Here is a 15,195-nt window from a genome sequence, read left to right as displayed (position 1 = left end):
GGGCGTCAGCTGAACCGCTGCTGCAGGTGCACGGTCACCTGCTCCCCGGCGGCGTCCTTGCCGATGGCCCGGCAGATGGCCGCCCGCAGCGGCAGCCAGTGCGGCCCGCTGCCCGACGGCATCAGCGTGGCGGCGAAGGGGTGGCCGTCGGTGGTGCCGGCGACCTTGACCGCGCGGCGCGTCCCCAGCAGCTCCGGCGACCCCGGCACGGTCAGGTAGGTCGGGAACGCCCCGTCCTTCTCGATCGGCGCGGTGAAGGTGACGTCGAGCGGCTGGGGGAACGGTGTGGTCACGGTGCGGTGCTCCTCGGGTCGGGGATCTCGCGGGTTGGACCGGCGTCCCGCCCCGAACTCATCGCGCGGCGCCGCTCCAGGAACGCCCGCTCGGCGGCGTTGCCGGTCCGCGCGATCGCCTCGGTGTAGGCGGCGGCCGCCTCGGCGGTGCGGCCCAGCCGCCGGAGCAGGTCGGCGCGGACGGCGGGCAGCAGGTGGTGCGGCAGGTCGAGCGCCTCCACCTCGGCCAGGGCGGCGGCCGGCCCCTCGACCTCGGCCAGCGCCACCGCCCGGTTGAGCGCGACCACCGGGCCCGGCGCCAGGGCCGCCAGTTGGTCGTACAGGGCCAGCACCTGCCGCCAGTCGGTGTCCGCGGCGGTGGGCGCGGCGCTGTGCACCGCCTGGATCGCCGCCTGCAGCTGGTACGGGCCGGGGGCGTTGCGCCGCAGGCAGCGCCGCACCAGCGCCTGGCCCTCGGCGACCAGCGCGGCGTCCCAGAGCCGGCGGTCCTGCTCCGGCAGCGGCACGAGGCCGCCGTCCGGCGAGACCCGGGCGGCGCGCCGGGACTCCACCAGCAGCACCAGCGCCAGCAGCCCCAGCACCTCGGGCTCGTCAGGCACCAGCTCGGCCAGCTCGCGGGCCAGCCGGATCGCCTCGGCGGCCAGGTCGGGACGGGCCAGGTGGTCCCCGGAGGTCGCCGTGTGGCCCTCGGTGGCGATCAGCGCGACCACGGCGAGGACGCCGCGCAGCCGGTCGGGGAGGTCGGCCTCGGCCGGCACCCGGTAGGGGATCCGCGCGGCCCGGATCTTCCGCTTGGCCCGCACCAGCCGCTGGGCCATCGTCGCCTCGGGCACCAGGAAGGCGTGCGCGATCTCGGCCGTGGTCAGCCCGCCGACCAGCCGCAGCGTCAGGGCGACCCGCGCGGCGGGGGCCAGGGCGGGGTGGCAGCAGGTGAAGAGCAGGCGCAGCCGGTCGTCGCGCACGGCGCCCTCCTCGGGCGGGGGGCCGGGGTCGTGCAGCAGGGCCGCGGCGCGGTGCCGGGCGTCCCGGGTGGACTCGCGGCGCAGCCGGTCGACGGCCCGGTTCCGGGCGGTGGTGAGGATCCAGCCGGCCGGGCTCGGCGGTACCCCCTCGGCCGGCCAGCGCGCGATCGCGGTGGCGAAGGCGTCCTGCACCGCCTCCTCGGCGGCGTCGATGTCGCCGAGGAGGCGGGTCAGGACGGCGACCGCGCGGCCGGCGGACTCGCGGAACACCCGCTCGACCTGCGCGGTGGCCGGGTCGGTCACGACGCGGTCAGCGGTCGCCGTCGGCGAACGGGCGTACCTCGATCGGCAGCGACGCGAGGACGCGGGCCAGCCGGCGGCCCCACTCGAGGGCGGCGTCGAGGTCCGGGACGTCGATCACGGTGAAGCCGCCGACGTGCTCCTTGGCCTCGACGTACGGGCCGTCGGTCATGAGCACCTCGTCGCCCTCACTCCGCAGCACGGTCGCGGTCTCCGCCGGGTGCAGGCCGGCGGCGAAGACCCACACGCCGGCGTCACGCATCTCCTCGTTGAGCATCGCGAGCTCGCGCATCACCGGCTCCAGGAACTCCGGCGGGGGCACCTCGCCGTCGGGCTGGTAGATCGTCAGCAGGTACTGCGCCATCGTCGTCCTCCTCGGGTCCGCGGCCGGCCACTCGCCGGCCGCTCACCCCCTGTACGAACGAGGGAGCCCCGGATCGACACTCAGCCGGGCTGCCGGACCAGCAGCCACAGCGGCAGCTCGTCGTCCGCGGTGTGCAGGGCCTGGTCGACCTCGAAGCCCGAGCCGCGGAGGAAGCGGGCGGCGGCCCAGGTGTAGACCGCCGCCGCGGCGAGCACGCCCTCGCCGTCGCAGCGGTCGAGCACCGGGCGCAGCAGGGCGGTGGCCATGCCCCGGCGGCGGCTGCTGGGCCGGGTGCCCAGGTGGGTCAACCACCAGTGCGGCTGCGCCGGGCGGGCGGCGTCCACCAGCTCCCGGGTGCGGGCCACGCGGCCGGCGTGCGGGCCGGCCAGGTACGGCAGCTCGCGGGCCAGCGCGGCGGAGACGTCGGCCGGCAGCGGTGCGGTGCCGGGGGCGCCGGGCGGGGCCTCCCAGGTCGCGACCGCGGAGACGTCCTCGGTGACCCAGCCGGTGCCGGTGGCCACCGAGCGGTGCCCGGCGTCCAGCTCGTGCAGCCGGGTGAGCCGCTGCACGCGGCCGTCCTCCGGCAGCGCCCAGCGGGTCCAGCGGGAGTCGGCCAGCGCCACGGTCAGCGTGGCGGCGATCCGGGGGACGTCGCGCTGCTCGGCGGGCCGCACCGACGGGGCCCCGATCCGGACGGTCGGCTCACTCACCCGCCCATCCCACCACCCAGGGCCGGGCGCCCCGCCGGCCGGGCACGCAGGCGCGGCCGGCGGGGCCCGGGCTCACTTCAGGGCTTCCCGCACGGCCTTCGACAGGTCGGCCAGCAGCGGCTGGAAGCCCTCACTGCAGGCCTCGCACAGCCAGAAGATGCCGTGGATCTGCCCGTCGTAGCGCTTGAGCGTGGCCGGGACGCCGGCCTCCTCCAGCAGCTTGGCGTAGCGGGTGCCGTCGTCTCGCAGCGGGTCGAACTCGGCGACCGCGATGAACGCCGGCGGCAGCCCGGAGTGGTCGTCGGCCAGCGCGGGGGAGGCGTAGGGCTCCTTGGCCTGGGCCTCGTCGACGAAGTAGTGGTCGCGGAACCAGCGCATGGAGTTGGCCGTCAGCAGGTAGCCCTCGGCGTTCTGCGCGTAGGACTCGGTCTCGAAGGTGTTGAGGTCGGTCGCCGGGTAGATCAGCGCCTGGAAGGCGATCTCCGGGCCGCCCCGGTCGCGCGCCATGAGGGCGACGGCCGCGGCCAGGTTCCCGCCCGCGCTGTCGCCGGCCACCACGATCCCCGCCGGTTCGGCGACGAGCTCGGCCTGGTGCTCGGCCACCCACTGGGTGACCGCGTAGCAGTCCTCGGGGGCGGCGGGGTAGGCCGACTCGGGCGCCAGCCGGTACTGGGCGGACACCACGACGCAGCCGGCGGCGTCGGCCAGCGCACGGCACGGTGCGTCGGCGATCTCGATGTTGCCGATCACCCAGCCGCCGCCGTGGAAGTACACGAGCACGCCGCGGGGGCTGCCGTTCGGGGTGTAGATGCGGATCGGCAGCGCGCCGGCCGGCCCGGGGACCGTGCGGTCGCGGACCGAGGCCACCTGGACCAGCGGGCCCTGCAGGCCCTTGAACGTGGCCGCCACCTCGCGGGCCTGGGACACCGACAGCTCGGCGAAGTCGGGGGCGCCCTGCGCCTCCATCGCGGCGAGCAGTCCGGCGGTCTGTGAGTGCAGCGGCACGGGTTTCCTCCTGCGGGTCTGCTGACAGTGACGCCGGCGGCCTCGGACAGGCCCGGCGTCGGGGCCTCGTAACCTAGGTCACACCGCGGAGCGACGGGAAGGTCTCACCGCACAACCGTCCCGGGACGGCGGTGAGGCGCCCGGAACGCAGGCTTGACGCCGATGCCGCGGTCGGGAAACCGGCGCCCACGACCCTCGGTGCCGTGACCGCCACCGCCCTCCCCGGAGCCCTCGCCGGGGTCGGCCCGCACACCCGCACCACCGCCACCCACTGCCCGTACTGCTCGCTGCAGTGCGGCATCACCATGACCGCCGGCGACCGGCCGGCCACCCTCCAGCCGGCCGACTTCCCGACCAACCGGGGTGGGCTGTGCTCCAAGGGCTGGTCGGCGACCGAGCTGCTCGACCACCCGGAGCGCCTGACCCGCCCGCTGGTCCGGGCCGTTCCCGGCGACCGCACCAGCCCCCTGGTCGAGTCGACGTGGGACGAGGCGCTGGGCCGGGTCGTGGCCGCGATCGAGCGAACCCAGGCGGTGCACGGCCGCGACGCGGTGGGGTGCTTCGGCGGCGGCGGGCTGACCAACGAGCAGGCCTACCAGTTCGGCAAGTTCGCGCGGGTCGCGCTGCGCACCTCCGCCATCGACTACAACGGCCGGTTCTGCATGTCCTCGGCGGCGGGCGCGGCCAACCGCGCGTTCGGCCTCGACCGCGGCATGCCGTTCCCCCTGAGCGACATCGCCGCCGCCGACGTCGTCGTCCTGGTCGGCTCCAACCCCGCCGACACCATGCCCCCGGCGATGCAGTACTTCGACGAGGGCCGGGCCCGCGGGGCACAGCACGTCGTCGTCGACCCCCGGCGGACGGCGACCGCCCGCAACGCCGCCCTGCACCTGCAGCCGTTGCCCGGCACCGACCTCGCGCTGGCCAACGGCCTGCTGCACATCGCGCTCGCCGAGGGACTGGCCGACGAGGAGTACATCGCCGCGCGCACCACCGGCTTCGACGACGTCCGGGCCGGCGCCGCCGGCCACTGGCCCGACCGGGTGGAGCGGCTGACCGGCGTGCCGGTCGCCGACCAGCGGCGCACCGTCTTCGCGCTGGCCCGGGCGGAGCGCGCGATCGTCCTGACCGCCCGCGGGGCCGAGCAGCACCGCAGCGGCACCGACACCACCCAGGCCTGGATCAACCTGGCGCTGGCCCTGGGGCTCCCCGGCCGGGAGGGCAGTGGCTGGGCCACGGTCACCGGCCAGGGCAACGGGCAGGGCGGCCGCGAGCACGGCCAGAAGGCCGACCAGCTGCCCGGCTACCGCAGCATCTCCGACCCGGCGGCGCGCCGGCACGTGGCCGCGGTGTGGGGCGTCGACCCCGACGACCTGCCCGGGCCCGGCCGCAGCGCGTTCGAGCTGCTCGACGCGCTCGGCACCGACGGCGGCGTCCGCACGCTGCTGGTGCTCGCCTCCAACGTCGCGGTCTCCGCGCCGGACGCCCGCCGGGTGATGAGCCGGCTGGGCGACCTGGACTTCCTCGCCGTCAGCGACTTCTTCCTCTCCGAGACCGCCGAGCTGGCCGACGTGGTCCTGCCCAGCGCCATGTGGGCCGAGGAGGACGGGACGATGACCAACGTCGAGGGCCGGGTCATCCGCCGCCGGCGCGCCCTCGACCCGCCCGACGGGGTCCGCGACGACCTGCAGCTGCTGGCGGAGCTGGCCGCCCGGCTCGGGGTGGGCGAGAGGTTCAGCGCCGATCCCGAGACGGTCTTCGCCGAGCTCGGCCGCGCGAGCGCCGGGGGAGCGGCCGACTACTCCGGCATCAGCTACCGGCGCATCGACGACGAGCAGGGCGTGTTCTGGCCCTGCCCCGCACCCGGGCACCCCGGCACGCCGCGGCTGTTCACCGAGCGCTTCGCCACCCCCGACGGCCGCGCCCGGTTCCTGCGCGTCGAGCACGTCGAGGCCGCCGAGCGGCCCGACGCCGAGTACCCGTACGTCCTCACCACCGGCCGGGTGCTGGCCCAGTACCAGTCGGGCACCCAGACCCGGCGCTCCCGCAGCCTCCAGCTGATCGCGCCCCTGCCGCGCGCCGAGCTGCACCCCGACCTGGCCCGCCGCCTCGGCGTCGGCCCGGACGACGTCGTCGAGCTGGCCACCCGCCGGGGCCGGGCCCGGTTCTCGGCGCACCTGACCGAGGACATCCGGCCCGACGTCGTCTTCGCGCCCTTCCACTGGGGCGGCGCCTCGGCGGCCAACGCGCTCACCGACCCGGCGCTGGACCCGGTGAGCCGGATGCCCGCCTTCAAGGTCTGCGCGGTCGCCGTGACCCGGGTCGACCGCCCCGGCGAGCGGCTGCCGGCCCCCGACGCCGCCACCCAGCCCGAGCCCCGCCCCCACCAGTCGCCCTCGACCCCCGAGCCACGGACCCCGTCCCGGAGGAGGACCCCCCGCGTGAAGAGCACCCCACGCTTCCTGCAAGGCGTCTACCCGATCACCGGGGAGGGCCTGGACAAGCCGGGCCCGGTCGCCCCCGCGCTGCGCTACACCGTGCCGAACGGCGCCAGCGCGCAGGCGCTGTACTTCCGCGGCGGCAACAGCACCGGCGAGCTGGTCTACGTGCTGCTCGTGCGCGACGGGGTGCCGATGCGCTGGTTCCCGATCGGCGCCAAGGGCGACGTGCACGTGCCGCTGCGGGTGGTCGAGGACCTCCCCGGCGGCACCCTGGTCGAGCTGCACGCGGCCGCGCCGATCGGCGTCACCGGTGAGCTGGTCGTCGACCTCGGGCTGGTGGAGGTCTGATGACTGCGGTGCTGGGAGGCCGTCCGGAGGGCCTGACCTCGTTCCGGTTCGACGTCGACGAGTTCGACGAGCGTGCCTCGCTGGTCGTCGTGGGCAACGGCATGGCCGGCGCCCGGTTCGTGGAGGAGGTCCTCGAGCGCGGCGGCCGGGAGCAGTTCCGGATCACCGTCTTCGGTGACGAGCCGCACGGCAACTACAACCGGATCATGCTCTCGCCGGTGCTGGCCGGGGAGTCGCACGAGGACGACATCGTCCTCAACAGCCACGACTGGTACGCCGACAACGGGGTCACCCTGCGCGCCGGCGTCCGGGTCGAGCGGATCGACGTCGCCGCCAAGGCCGTGCACGGCTCCGACGGGTCGGTCACCGCCTACGACCACCTGGTGCTCGCCACCGGCAGCAGCTCGTTCATCCCGCCGATGGCCGGCGTGCGCACCGCCGACGGCGGCCTGCTGCCCGGCGTGTACGGCTTCCGCACCATCGACGAGACCCGCGCGATGCTCGAGGCGACCGGCCGCTGCCGGCGGGCCGTGGTCATGGGCGGTGGGCTGCTCGGGCTGGAGGCGGCGCGGGCACTGCAGGGCCACGGGCTGGACGTCGAGCTCGTGCACGCCGCGCCGTGGCTGATGAACGCCCAGCTCTCCCGTGAGGCCGGGGCCGTCCTCGAGCGGAGCGTGGCGTCCCTCGGCATCACCGTGCACCTCGACGTCCTGGCCACCGAGGTCCTCGGTGACGGGCACGTGGAGGGGGTGCTGCTGGAGGACGGCCGCCTGGACTGCGACCTGCTGGTCGTCGCCGCCGGCGTCCGGCCCAACACCGACCTCGCCGTCCGCTCCGGGCTGGAGGTGCAGCGGGCGGTCGTCGTCGACGACCAGCTGCGCACCGACGAGCCCGACGTCTACGCGATCGGTGAGTGCGCGCAGCACCGCGGCGAGGTCTACGGCCTGGTCGCCCCGGCGTGGGAGCACGCCAGGGTGCTCGCCGACGTCCTGACCGGCACCGACCCCGACGCGGAGTACCACGGCAGCCGGACGGCGACCAAGCTCAAGGTGGCCGGGGTCGACGTCGCCACCATGGGGATCAACACCCCGGAGCGGGACGACGACGAGTTCCTGGTCATCTCCGAGCCCAAGCGGGGCGTGCACCTGTCGGTGGTGATCCGGGACGACCAGCTCATCGGTGCCACCCTGCTCGGCGACACCCGCAAGGTCGCCTTCCTCACCCAGGCCTTCGACCGGGGTGCCCCGCTGCCGGAGGAGCGGATCCGGCTGCTGGTCGACCTCTCCGACGGCGCCGAGGAGGTCGGCGTCGCCGAGATGCCCGGCGAGTCGCAGGTGTGCAACTGCAACGGCGTCACCAAGCAGGCGATCTGCGACGTCGTCGCCGACGGCTGCACCGCCCTCGGCGGCGTCATGGACCGCACCCGCGCCGGCAAGGGCTGCGGCTCCTGCAAGTCGCTGGTGGAGCAGATCGTCGAGTGGGCCGCCGACGGCGACCTCACCGAGGACCCGGCCGCCTCCTACTACGTGCCCGGCATCCCCATGACCAAGCCGGACCTCGTCGCCGCCGTCCGGGAGCAGGACCTGCGCAGCGTCTCGGCCGTCTTCGCCGCGCTCGCCCCCGGGGGCAAGGAGGACGCCAGGTCCAAGATGGGCCTCACCTCGCTGCTCAAGATGCTCTGGGGCGTCGACTTCGTCCCCGAGAAGGACGGCGAGTTCATCAACGACCGCGTCCACGCCAACATCCAGCGCGACGGCACCTTCTCCGTCGTCCCGCAGATGAAGGGCGGGGTGACCACCCCGGCCCAGCTGCGCCGCATCGCCGACGTCGCCGAGAAGTACGAGGTGCCGATGGTCAAGGTGACCGGCGGGCAGCGGATCGACCTGCTCGGCGTGCGCAAGGAGGACCTGCCGGCCATGTGGGCCGACCTCGGCATGTCGTCGGGCTACGCCTACGGCAAGAGCATGCGCACCGTGAAGACCTGCGTGGGCAGCGACTTCTGCCGCTTCGGGCTCGGCGACTCCACCCAGCTCGGCATCGACCTGGAGACGCGGTTCCAGGGCATCGAGAGCCCGGCGAAGATGAAGCTCGCCGTGGTCGGCTGCCCCCGCAACTGCGCCGAGGCCTACGTGAAGGACGTCGGCGTCGTGGCGATCGGCAACGGGAAGTGGGAGGTGTACGTGGGGGGCGCCGCCGGGGCCACCGTCCGCAAGGGCGACCTGCTGGCCACCGTCGACTCACCGTCTGCCGTGATCGAGCTGGCCGGGCGGTTCATGCAGTACTACCGCGAGAACGCCAACTGGCTCGAGCGCACCTACGACTTCGTGCCGCGCATCGGCCTGGACCGGATCAAGGCGGTGCTGCTGGAGGACAGCGAGGGCATCGTCGCCGACCTCGACGCCGCCATGCAGCGCTCGGTCGACGCCTACCGCGACCCGTGGGGCCAGGACGGCGGCGAGCCGGCCACCCCCGGCCAGTTCCGGCCGGCCCTCCCACTGATCCCGCTGCCGAAGGTGCCGGTCCGATGAGCGCGCCGCACCTCGAGGCCGCCCGGCCCACCACGCCCGGCACGGACACCGGCAGCCCGGCGACGCAGGTCACGACCCCCGGTCCGGCCGCGCCGTCCCGCGGGGTGCCGCACACCGTGGGGAGGGTGTCCGACGTCCCCCTGGGCGAGGGGCGGGCGTTCGTCGCCGGTGGCGTGCAGGTCGCGGTCTTCCGGCTGCGCGACGGCTCGCTGCACGCCACCCAGGCGGCCTGCCCGCACGCCGGCGGGCCGCTGGCCGACGGGCAGACCGACGTCGACGTGCTCGTCTGCCCGCTGCACCTGTACGCCTACCGGTGGTCCGACGGCGCCTCCACCTCCGGGGCCGCGCCGATCCGCGTCCACCCGGTGCGCGACGTCGACGGCGACCTGGTGGTCGAGGTCTGACGTCCGGGCCGGGAGCGGCTCGACCCGCTCCACCCGCCCCGCTCGTGATCATGGGGTCGTTGCCGCCCGCTGCGGTGTGTCCGCCGGTGTCGGCGACGACAACCCCATGATCGACACCGGCAGGTCACTGCCGGGGGCGCGCGCGGACGTGCATGCGCTCGCCCTGCGGCCCGAACAGGCTGAGCACCTCGGCCGGTTCCGGGAACGGGTTGCCGAAGGCGTGGGGCACCCGGGTGTCGAACTCGACCACCTCGCCGGCGGAGAGCACGAAGTCGCGCGCGCCGAGCAGCAGCCGCAGGCGGCCGGAGAGCACGTAGAGCCACTCGAAGCCCTCGTGCGTCTTCTGTTCCATGTCACCGGTGCGCGAGCGCGGGGGGAACGTCTGCTTGTAGGCCTGCAGCCCCCCGCTCTGGCGGGTCAGCGGCACCATCGTCACGCCCTCGTGCTCGAACGGGCTCTGCTGCACACGCGGGTCGCCCGTGGGGGGCGTGTCCACCAGGTCGTCCAGCGCCACCTGGTAGGCCCGGGCCAGGGGGAGCAGCAGTTCCAGCGTCGGCCGGCGCTGCCCGGACTCCAACCGGGACAGCGTGCTGATCGACACCCCGGTCGTGGCGGACACCGCCGCCAGCGTCAGGTCGCGTTCGGTCCGCAGCGCGCGCAGCCGCGGGCCCACCGACTCCAGAACGTCGTCGACCGCAGGCTCGTCCGTCTTTGCCATAGCGGCAACCGTACTTGCCGAGGCGGATGCGTAGGGGGGACGGTGGCGTCATGAGCAGATACGACGTCGTGGTGATCGGTGGTGGCGCCGCGGGGCTGAGCGGGGCGGTGGCCCTGGCGCGGTCGCGGCGCACGGTCCTGGTGGTCGATGCGGGGCAGCCGCGGAACGCGCCGGCCTCCGGCGTGCACAACTACCTGGGCCGGGAGGGCGCCCGCCCCGCCGACCTGCTCGCCGACGGGCGGGCCGAACTGGTCGGTTACGGAGGGGAGGTCGTCCGCGGGGTGGTCACCGCCGCGCGGCGTGAGGACGACGGGTCGTTCCGCGTGACCCTCGACGGCGACCGCGAGGTGTCGGCACGTCGGCTGCTGGTCACCACCGGCCTGGTCGACGAGTTGCCCGACCTGCCGGGGCTGGCGCAGCGGTGGGGGCGCGACGTGCTGCACTGCCCGTTCTGCCACGGCTGGGAGGTGCGCGACCAGGCGATCGGCATCCTCGCCACCGGTCCGAACGCGGTGCACCAGGCGCTGCTGTTCCGGCAGCTCAGCGCGGACGTGGTCTTCTTCCGGCACACCGGGCCCGGGCTCGCACCCGAGCAGGCCGAGCAGTTGGCCGCCCTGGGCGTCCGGGTGGTCGACACGGAGGTGACCGGGGTCGAGGTGACCGACGACCGGCTCACCGGCGTCCGGCTCGCCACCGGCGAGGTGGTCGCGCGGTCGGCCCTGGTGGTGGCGCCGCGCTTCACCGCGCGCGCCGGCGTGCTGGAGTCGCTGGGTGTCCCGGCGGTCGACCAGGAGATGAGCGGCTCCGTCATCGGCAGCGTCGTGCCGGCCGATCCCACCGGAGCGACCGCCGTGCCGGGCGTGTGGGTCGCGGGCAACGTGTCCGACCTCAGCGCGCAGGTGGTGGTCTCCGCCGCCGCCGGGATGCGGGCCGGCGCCATGATCAACGCGGACCTCGTGGCCGAGGACGCCCGCGCGGCCGTCGCGGCGCACCGGGGCGTGGCGGCATGAGGGCGGTCGACCGCGGGACCTACGACGAGCTCTACCGGTCGGCCCCGGCGCTGTGGAGCGGCCGCCCGAACCGGCAGCTCGTCGTCGAGGGCAGCGTGCTGCCGCCCGGCACCGCTCTGGACGCCGGGTGCGGTGAGGGCGCCGATGCCCTGTGGCTCGCGGAGCGGGGCTGGCGCGTGACCGCGGTGGACTTCTCCGCCGTCGCGCTGGAGCGCGCCGCCGCCCACGCGCGCGCCCGCGGGCTCGACGACCGCATCACGTGGCTGCACGCCGACCTGGACGACTGGACGCCGCCGGCGGGCGGATTCGACCTGGTCACGGCGCACTACCTGCACTCGCACGGACCCGACCGCCCGGCGCTGTTCGCGCGGCTCGCCGGGGCGGTCGCGCCGGGCGGGACGCTGCTCGTCGTCGGCCACCTGCTCGGCGAGGGCGCCGGCGACCCGCACCACCACGATCCCGACCTGCTGTACACCGCGCAGGACGTCGCGGCGGTGCTCGACCGCGCGCAGTGGCGGGACGTCGTCGCGGAGGCCCGGGACCGCGACCCGGCGGCCATCGCGCGGTCGGGCAACCCGGCGCCGGACACCGTGCTCGTGGCGCGCCGCCGGCCGGGAGCGCGGTAACCGGTCACGCCGCGGGACGGGCCTCCAGCACGTGGACGCCCGCCGCGGTGGGGACGTCGGTGACCAGGCGGAGGCCGGCCTCCTCCAGCAGGGCGGCGTACTCGGCGGCGGTCCGCTCCCGGCCGTGCAGCAGGACGAGCATGTGCAGGTCCATCCGCACCGCGGCCGGGTCGTCGACGGCCCGCTCGGGGAGGACGGCCTCGACCACGAGCAGGACGGAGTCCGGTCGCATGGCCGCCCGGCAGGTCCGCAGCACGCGGACGGCGTCCTCGTCGTCCCAGTCGTGCAGCACCCGGGACAGCAGGTAGGCGTCGGCGCCGCCGGGCACCACCTCGAAGAAGTCGCCGCCGACCGCCGGCAGGTCCGAGCCGGCCACGACGCCGGGCTGGTCGAACAGCACGACGTCCGCCGACGGCGCCTGCGCACGGACCGCGCGCAGCAGCGTCCCGCTGCCGCCGCCGACGTCGACCACCGAGCTGAAGCGGGTGGTGTCGTAGGCGTCGACCACCGCGCCGGCCTCGCGGGCGGAGCGGTCGGCCATCGACGCGCGGAAGGCGGCGAGCCGGTCCGGGGCCGCGGCGAGGTGGTCGAAGAACGGCCGGCCGTGGACGACGTCGAAGGGCGTGCCGCCGGTGCGGACGGCCTCGAGCAACCCGGCGGCCGCCCGGTAGTAGAGCTCGGCGCGCGCGGTCACGGCGCCGCGCAGCGACCCCGGGACGCCGTCCTGCAGGAGCTCCCCGGTCTCCCCGAGGGCGAACCGGCCGTCGGGGAGCTCGCCGAGCACCTCCTCGGCGGCCAGTCCGCGCAGCACCCGGTGCAGGGCGGCCGGGTCGGCGCCCAGCTCGCGGGCGAGGTCCCCGGCGTCGCGCGGTCCGCCGGCCAGTGCCTGCGGGACGCCCAGGGCGACCGCGACGTGCAGCAGCTGGGTCACCAGGTAGCCGTCGGCCAGCCGGGCCAGCCTGTCGGCCGCGGAGCCGGGCACGCCGACCATGCTGGCACCCGGCCGGGGGCGCCGACAACGAGTCCGGGCGGTCAGGCCGGCTGGAGCTCCGCGAGCGCCGCGGCCACGTCGTCGTCCCGCACGAAGCCCAGCGCCAGCAGCCGGTGCACCAGCACGCCGCGGCGGGTGAGCCGCAGGTCGGCCGGCCGCAGCCGGGGGAGGGCCGCGCCGCCGGGGCGCGGCTGGGCCGGCGGCGGGTCGAGCAGGCCGGCGCGCTGCAGGTCGGCGACGTCCTCCCGGGCGCCCCACGCGGTCCACGCGCGGGGCTCGTCGGGCAGCGGCGTCATGGGCAGCGGCGCGCGCTCCCGGCGGCCCACGCCGGCCAGCACCGCCAGCTGCCGCCACGACAGGCCGGCCGCTGCCCGCAGCGCGCGGTCCACCAGGGCGGGGTCGAGGTCGGGGGAGGCGGCCACCTCGGCCAGCAGGTAGCCCAGGTGGCGGACCCGCCGCTCCTCCACCGACGCGCGGGCGGCGGCGACGACGGCCTCGGTCACCTCGTCGGCGGCCGAGCGCCCGCCGGAGCGGGGGGTGAAGAACTCGTCGTCCCGGACCGGGCGGCCGGTGCGGGCCAGGGACGCCGCGTGCTCCACGGCGAACGCCAGGACCGCCCCGGCCCGCGCCCGCTCGCGGGGTTGCGGCAGCGCGGTGGCCTCCGCCGCCGCCGTCCGCAGGCAGCCGGCCAGCCGCTCGTCCAGCCGCACGGCCGGGGCCGGCCCGGCGCCGGGGAACACGACCGCGGCGGCGGCCCGGCTCATCGAGCCCGCGACCACGGCGCCGGCCTCGAGCAGCGCACGGCCGGTGGCGGGGGAGTCCTCGGTGGCGGTCACCCGGTGATCTTCGCCGGTCCGGGGCCGCCCGTGCACCCGCTGCCGTCCCGGGCTCACCACAGCGGGTCAGCGACGGTGAGCACAACGGAACACGGGTTCATCCCGGCGGCAACGGAGGAGGAACGCCGGGCCGCCACCGTTCGGTGTCATGGCCGCCCCCGCCTCCACGACGCCACCTCCCGCCCCGCCGGCGACCGCGCCGGTCGCCGCCCCGCCCCGGTCGTCCGGGCGCTGGATCGACGACTGGCGCCCCGAGGACCCCGCCTTCTGGGAGTCCACCGGCAAGCGGGTCGCCCGCCGCAACCTGTTCTTCTCCGTGTTCTCCGAGCACGTGGGCTTCTCGATCTGGAGCCTGTGGTCGGTGCTCGTCCTGTTCCTCCCGGAGGCCGTCTACGGCATCGACCCGGCCGGGAAGTTCCTGCTCACCACCCTGCCCACGGCGCTGGGGGCCTTCGTCCGGCTGCCCTACACCTTCGCCGTCGCCACGTTCGGCGGCCGGAACTGGACGATCGTCAGCGCCTCGCTGCTGCTCATCCCGACCATCGCCACCGCCGTCGTCCTCGAGCCCGGCGTCTCCTACACCACGCTGCTGGTCGTCAGCTGCCTGGCCGGCGTCGGCGGCGGCAACTTCGCCAGCTCGATGGCCAACATCAACGCCTTCTACCCCGACCGGCTCAAGGGCTGGGCGCTGGGCCTCAACGCCGGCGGCGGCAACCTCGGCGTCCCGGTGATCCAGCTGGTCGGGCTGCTCGTGCTGGCCACGGCGGGCGTGCAGCACCCGCGGCTGGTCCTGCTGGTCTACGTCCCGCTGGTCGTCGCCGCCGCCGTGGGCGCCGCGCTGGTCATGGACAACCTGACGACGGCGCGCAACCAGCCGCGAGCCATGCGGGAGGCGACCCGCGAGCAGCACACCTGGATCATGGCGTTCCTCTACATCGGCACCTTCGGCTCGTTCATCGGCTTCGGGTTCGCCTTCGGCCAGGTGCTGCAGAACCAGTTCGCCGGCTCCTTCGCCACCCCGCTGGCCGCGGCGTCCCTGACCTGGCTGGGCCCGCTGCTCGGCTCGCTGATCCGGCCGCTCGGCGGCTCGCTGGCCGACCGCTTCGGCGGCGCGCGCATCACCTTCTGGAACTTCGTGGCCATGGCGGCCGGTGCCGCGACCGTGTGGACGGCGAGCCGGCTGGGGTCGCTGCCGCTGTTCGTCGTCGGCTTCGTGGCGCTGTTCGTGCTCAGCGGCATCGGCAACGGGTCGACCTACAAGATGATCCCGGCGATCTTCCGCACCCAGGCCCAGCAGCAGGTCGCCGCCGGCGTCGACTCCGCGGCCGCCGACCGGCACGCGCTGCGCATGTCCGGTGCGCTCATCGGCATCGCCGGCGCGGTGGGCGCCTTCGGCGGTGTGCTGGTGAACCTGGCCTTCCGCCAGTCGTTCCTCACCACCGGCACCGGCGACTCGGCCTACCTGGTGTTCATCGCCTTCTACGTCGCCTGCCTGGCCGTGACCTGGACGGTCTACCTGCGTCCGCGCGCCCCGATGGCCGGCGTCTGAGCCGCAGCGGGGGGGGGGGGGGGGGGGGGGGGGGGGGGGGGGGGGGCCGGCCGCACCCCGCCCCCCACTCCCGCCCCCCACAAACCCCCGCAAAAACACCCCCCACCCCC

General features: G+C 75.7%; 14 protein-coding genes. 6 read left to right on the top strand and 8 right to left on the bottom strand.

The window, feature by feature from the left end:
- Window positions 1-5: 5 nt before the first annotated feature.
- The 5 genes from ACI78Q_RS19395 to ACI78Q_RS19375 form a co-directional block, all read right to left on the bottom strand.
- The gene (locus tag ACI78Q_RS19395) at window positions 6-293 is read right to left on the bottom strand and encodes a DUF1905 domain-containing protein (RefSeq protein WP_456925077.1); all 288 of its coding nucleotides are present in this window, start codon (window positions 291-293) and stop codon (window positions 6-8) included.
- The gene (locus tag ACI78Q_RS19390) at window positions 290-1,558 is read right to left on the bottom strand and encodes an RNA polymerase sigma factor (RefSeq protein ID WP_456925076.1); all 1,269 of its coding nucleotides are present in this window, start codon (window positions 1,556-1,558) and stop codon (window positions 290-292) included. The genes ACI78Q_RS19395 and ACI78Q_RS19390 overlap by 4 nt, the downstream gene beginning before the upstream one ends.
- Before the next feature lie 7 nt (window positions 1,559-1,565).
- A complete protein-coding gene (locus tag ACI78Q_RS19385) occupies window positions 1,566-1,919 on the bottom strand; it encodes a YciI family protein (RefSeq protein ID WP_456925075.1) in 354 nt (117 codons plus the stop codon).
- A gap of 80 nt (window positions 1,920-1,999) precedes the next feature.
- Entirely contained in the window at window positions 2,000-2,629 is a 630-nt protein-coding gene (locus ACI78Q_RS19380) for a GNAT family N-acetyltransferase (RefSeq protein ID WP_456925074.1), read from the bottom strand.
- A gap of 72 nt (window positions 2,630-2,701) precedes the next feature.
- A complete protein-coding gene (locus ACI78Q_RS19375) occupies window positions 2,702-3,634 on the bottom strand; it encodes an alpha/beta hydrolase (RefSeq protein ID WP_456925073.1) in 933 nt (310 codons plus the stop codon).
- A 203-nt stretch (window positions 3,635-3,837) separates the two neighbouring features.
- Here ACI78Q_RS19375 and ACI78Q_RS19370 point away from each other — a divergent pair, with 203 nt between their 5' ends.
- The 3 genes from ACI78Q_RS19370 to ACI78Q_RS19360 are packed head-to-tail and all read left to right on the top strand — an operon-like array spanning window position 3,838 to window position 9,355.
- Window positions 3,838-6,423, top strand: a complete 2,586-nt coding sequence (locus tag ACI78Q_RS19370; RefSeq protein WP_456925072.1) for a molybdopterin oxidoreductase family protein — start codon at window positions 3,838-3,840, stop codon at window positions 6,421-6,423.
- Window positions 6,423-8,951 carry a nitrite reductase large subunit NirB gene (nirB, locus tag ACI78Q_RS19365; RefSeq protein ID WP_456925071.1) on the top strand — a complete coding sequence of 843 codons (2,529 nt, stop codon included), beginning with the start codon at window positions 6,423-6,425 and terminating at the stop codon, window positions 8,949-8,951. Before ACI78Q_RS19370 ends, nirB begins: the two co-directional genes overlap by 1 nt.
- Window positions 8,948-9,355, top strand: a complete 408-nt coding sequence (locus ACI78Q_RS19360) for a Rieske (2Fe-2S) protein (protein WP_456925070.1) — start codon at window positions 8,948-8,950, stop codon at window positions 9,353-9,355. The genes nirB and ACI78Q_RS19360 overlap by 4 nt, the downstream gene beginning before the upstream one ends.
- Before the next feature lie 124 nt (window positions 9,356-9,479).
- Here the strand turns inward: ACI78Q_RS19360 and ACI78Q_RS19355 are convergent, their stop codons facing one another.
- A complete protein-coding gene (locus ACI78Q_RS19355) occupies window positions 9,480-10,073 on the bottom strand; it encodes a helix-turn-helix domain-containing protein (RefSeq protein WP_456925069.1) in 594 nt (197 codons plus the stop codon).
- 50 nt (window positions 10,074-10,123) lie between these two features.
- Between ACI78Q_RS19355 and ACI78Q_RS19350 the strand changes: the two genes are divergently transcribed.
- Window positions 10,124-11,083, top strand: a complete 960-nt coding sequence (locus ACI78Q_RS19350) for an NAD(P)/FAD-dependent oxidoreductase (RefSeq protein ID WP_456925068.1) — start codon at window positions 10,124-10,126, stop codon at window positions 11,081-11,083.
- Complete coding sequence (locus ACI78Q_RS19345; protein WP_456925067.1) at window positions 11,080-11,709, top strand: class I SAM-dependent methyltransferase; 630 nt, start codon at window positions 11,080-11,082, stop codon at window positions 11,707-11,709. The genes ACI78Q_RS19350 and ACI78Q_RS19345 overlap by 4 nt, the downstream gene beginning before the upstream one ends.
- A 4-nt stretch (window positions 11,710-11,713) precedes the next feature.
- Here ACI78Q_RS19345 and ACI78Q_RS19340 read toward each other — a convergent pair whose 3' ends face one another.
- Both ACI78Q_RS19340 and ACI78Q_RS19335 read right to left on the bottom strand, forming a co-directional pair.
- A complete protein-coding gene (locus ACI78Q_RS19340) occupies window positions 11,714-12,691 on the bottom strand; it encodes a methyltransferase (protein WP_456925066.1) in 978 nt (325 codons plus the stop codon).
- A gap of 50 nt (window positions 12,692-12,741) precedes the next feature.
- A complete protein-coding gene (locus tag ACI78Q_RS19335; protein ID WP_456925065.1) occupies window positions 12,742-13,536 on the bottom strand; it encodes a hypothetical protein in 795 nt (264 codons plus the stop codon).
- A gap of 148 nt (window positions 13,537-13,684) precedes the next feature.
- Here ACI78Q_RS19335 and ACI78Q_RS19330 point away from each other — a divergent pair, with 148 nt between their 5' ends.
- On the top strand, window positions 13,685-15,085 hold the full coding sequence (locus ACI78Q_RS19330) for a nitrate/nitrite transporter (RefSeq protein WP_456925064.1): 1,401 nt from the start codon (window positions 13,685-13,687) through the stop codon (window positions 15,083-15,085).
- Window positions 15,086-15,195: the final 110 nt, after the last annotated feature.

The organism is Geodermatophilus sp. SYSU D00705 (genome assembly GCF_054050135.1).
This window is presented reverse-complemented; position numbering and strand designations above follow the sequence as displayed.

What these genes read in the sequence shown, in the direction of transcription:
- ACI78Q_RS19330 (WP_456925064.1), top strand. Translation starts at nt 13,685, where the DNA reads ATGGCCGCCCCCGCCTCCACGACGCCACCTCCCGCCCCGCCGGCGACC.
- ACI78Q_RS19385 (WP_456925075.1), bottom strand. Translation starts at nt 1,919, where the DNA reads ATGGCGCAGTACCTGCTGACGATCTACCAGCCCGACGGCGAGGTGCCC.
- ACI78Q_RS19360 (WP_456925070.1), top strand. Translation starts at nt 8,948, where the DNA reads ATGAGCGCGCCGCACCTCGAGGCCGCCCGGCCCACCACGCCCGGCACG.
- ACI78Q_RS19345 (WP_456925067.1), top strand. Translation starts at nt 11,080, where the DNA reads ATGAGGGCGGTCGACCGCGGGACCTACGACGAGCTCTACCGGTCGGCC.
- ACI78Q_RS19350 (WP_456925068.1), top strand. Translation starts at nt 10,124, where the DNA reads ATGAGCAGATACGACGTCGTGGTGATCGGTGGTGGCGCCGCGGGGCTG.
- nirB (WP_456925071.1), top strand. Translation starts at nt 6,423, where the DNA reads ATGACTGCGGTGCTGGGAGGCCGTCCGGAGGGCCTGACCTCGTTCCGG.
- ACI78Q_RS19355 (WP_456925069.1), bottom strand. Translation starts at nt 10,073, where the DNA reads ATGGCAAAGACGGACGAGCCTGCGGTCGACGACGTTCTGGAGTCGGTG.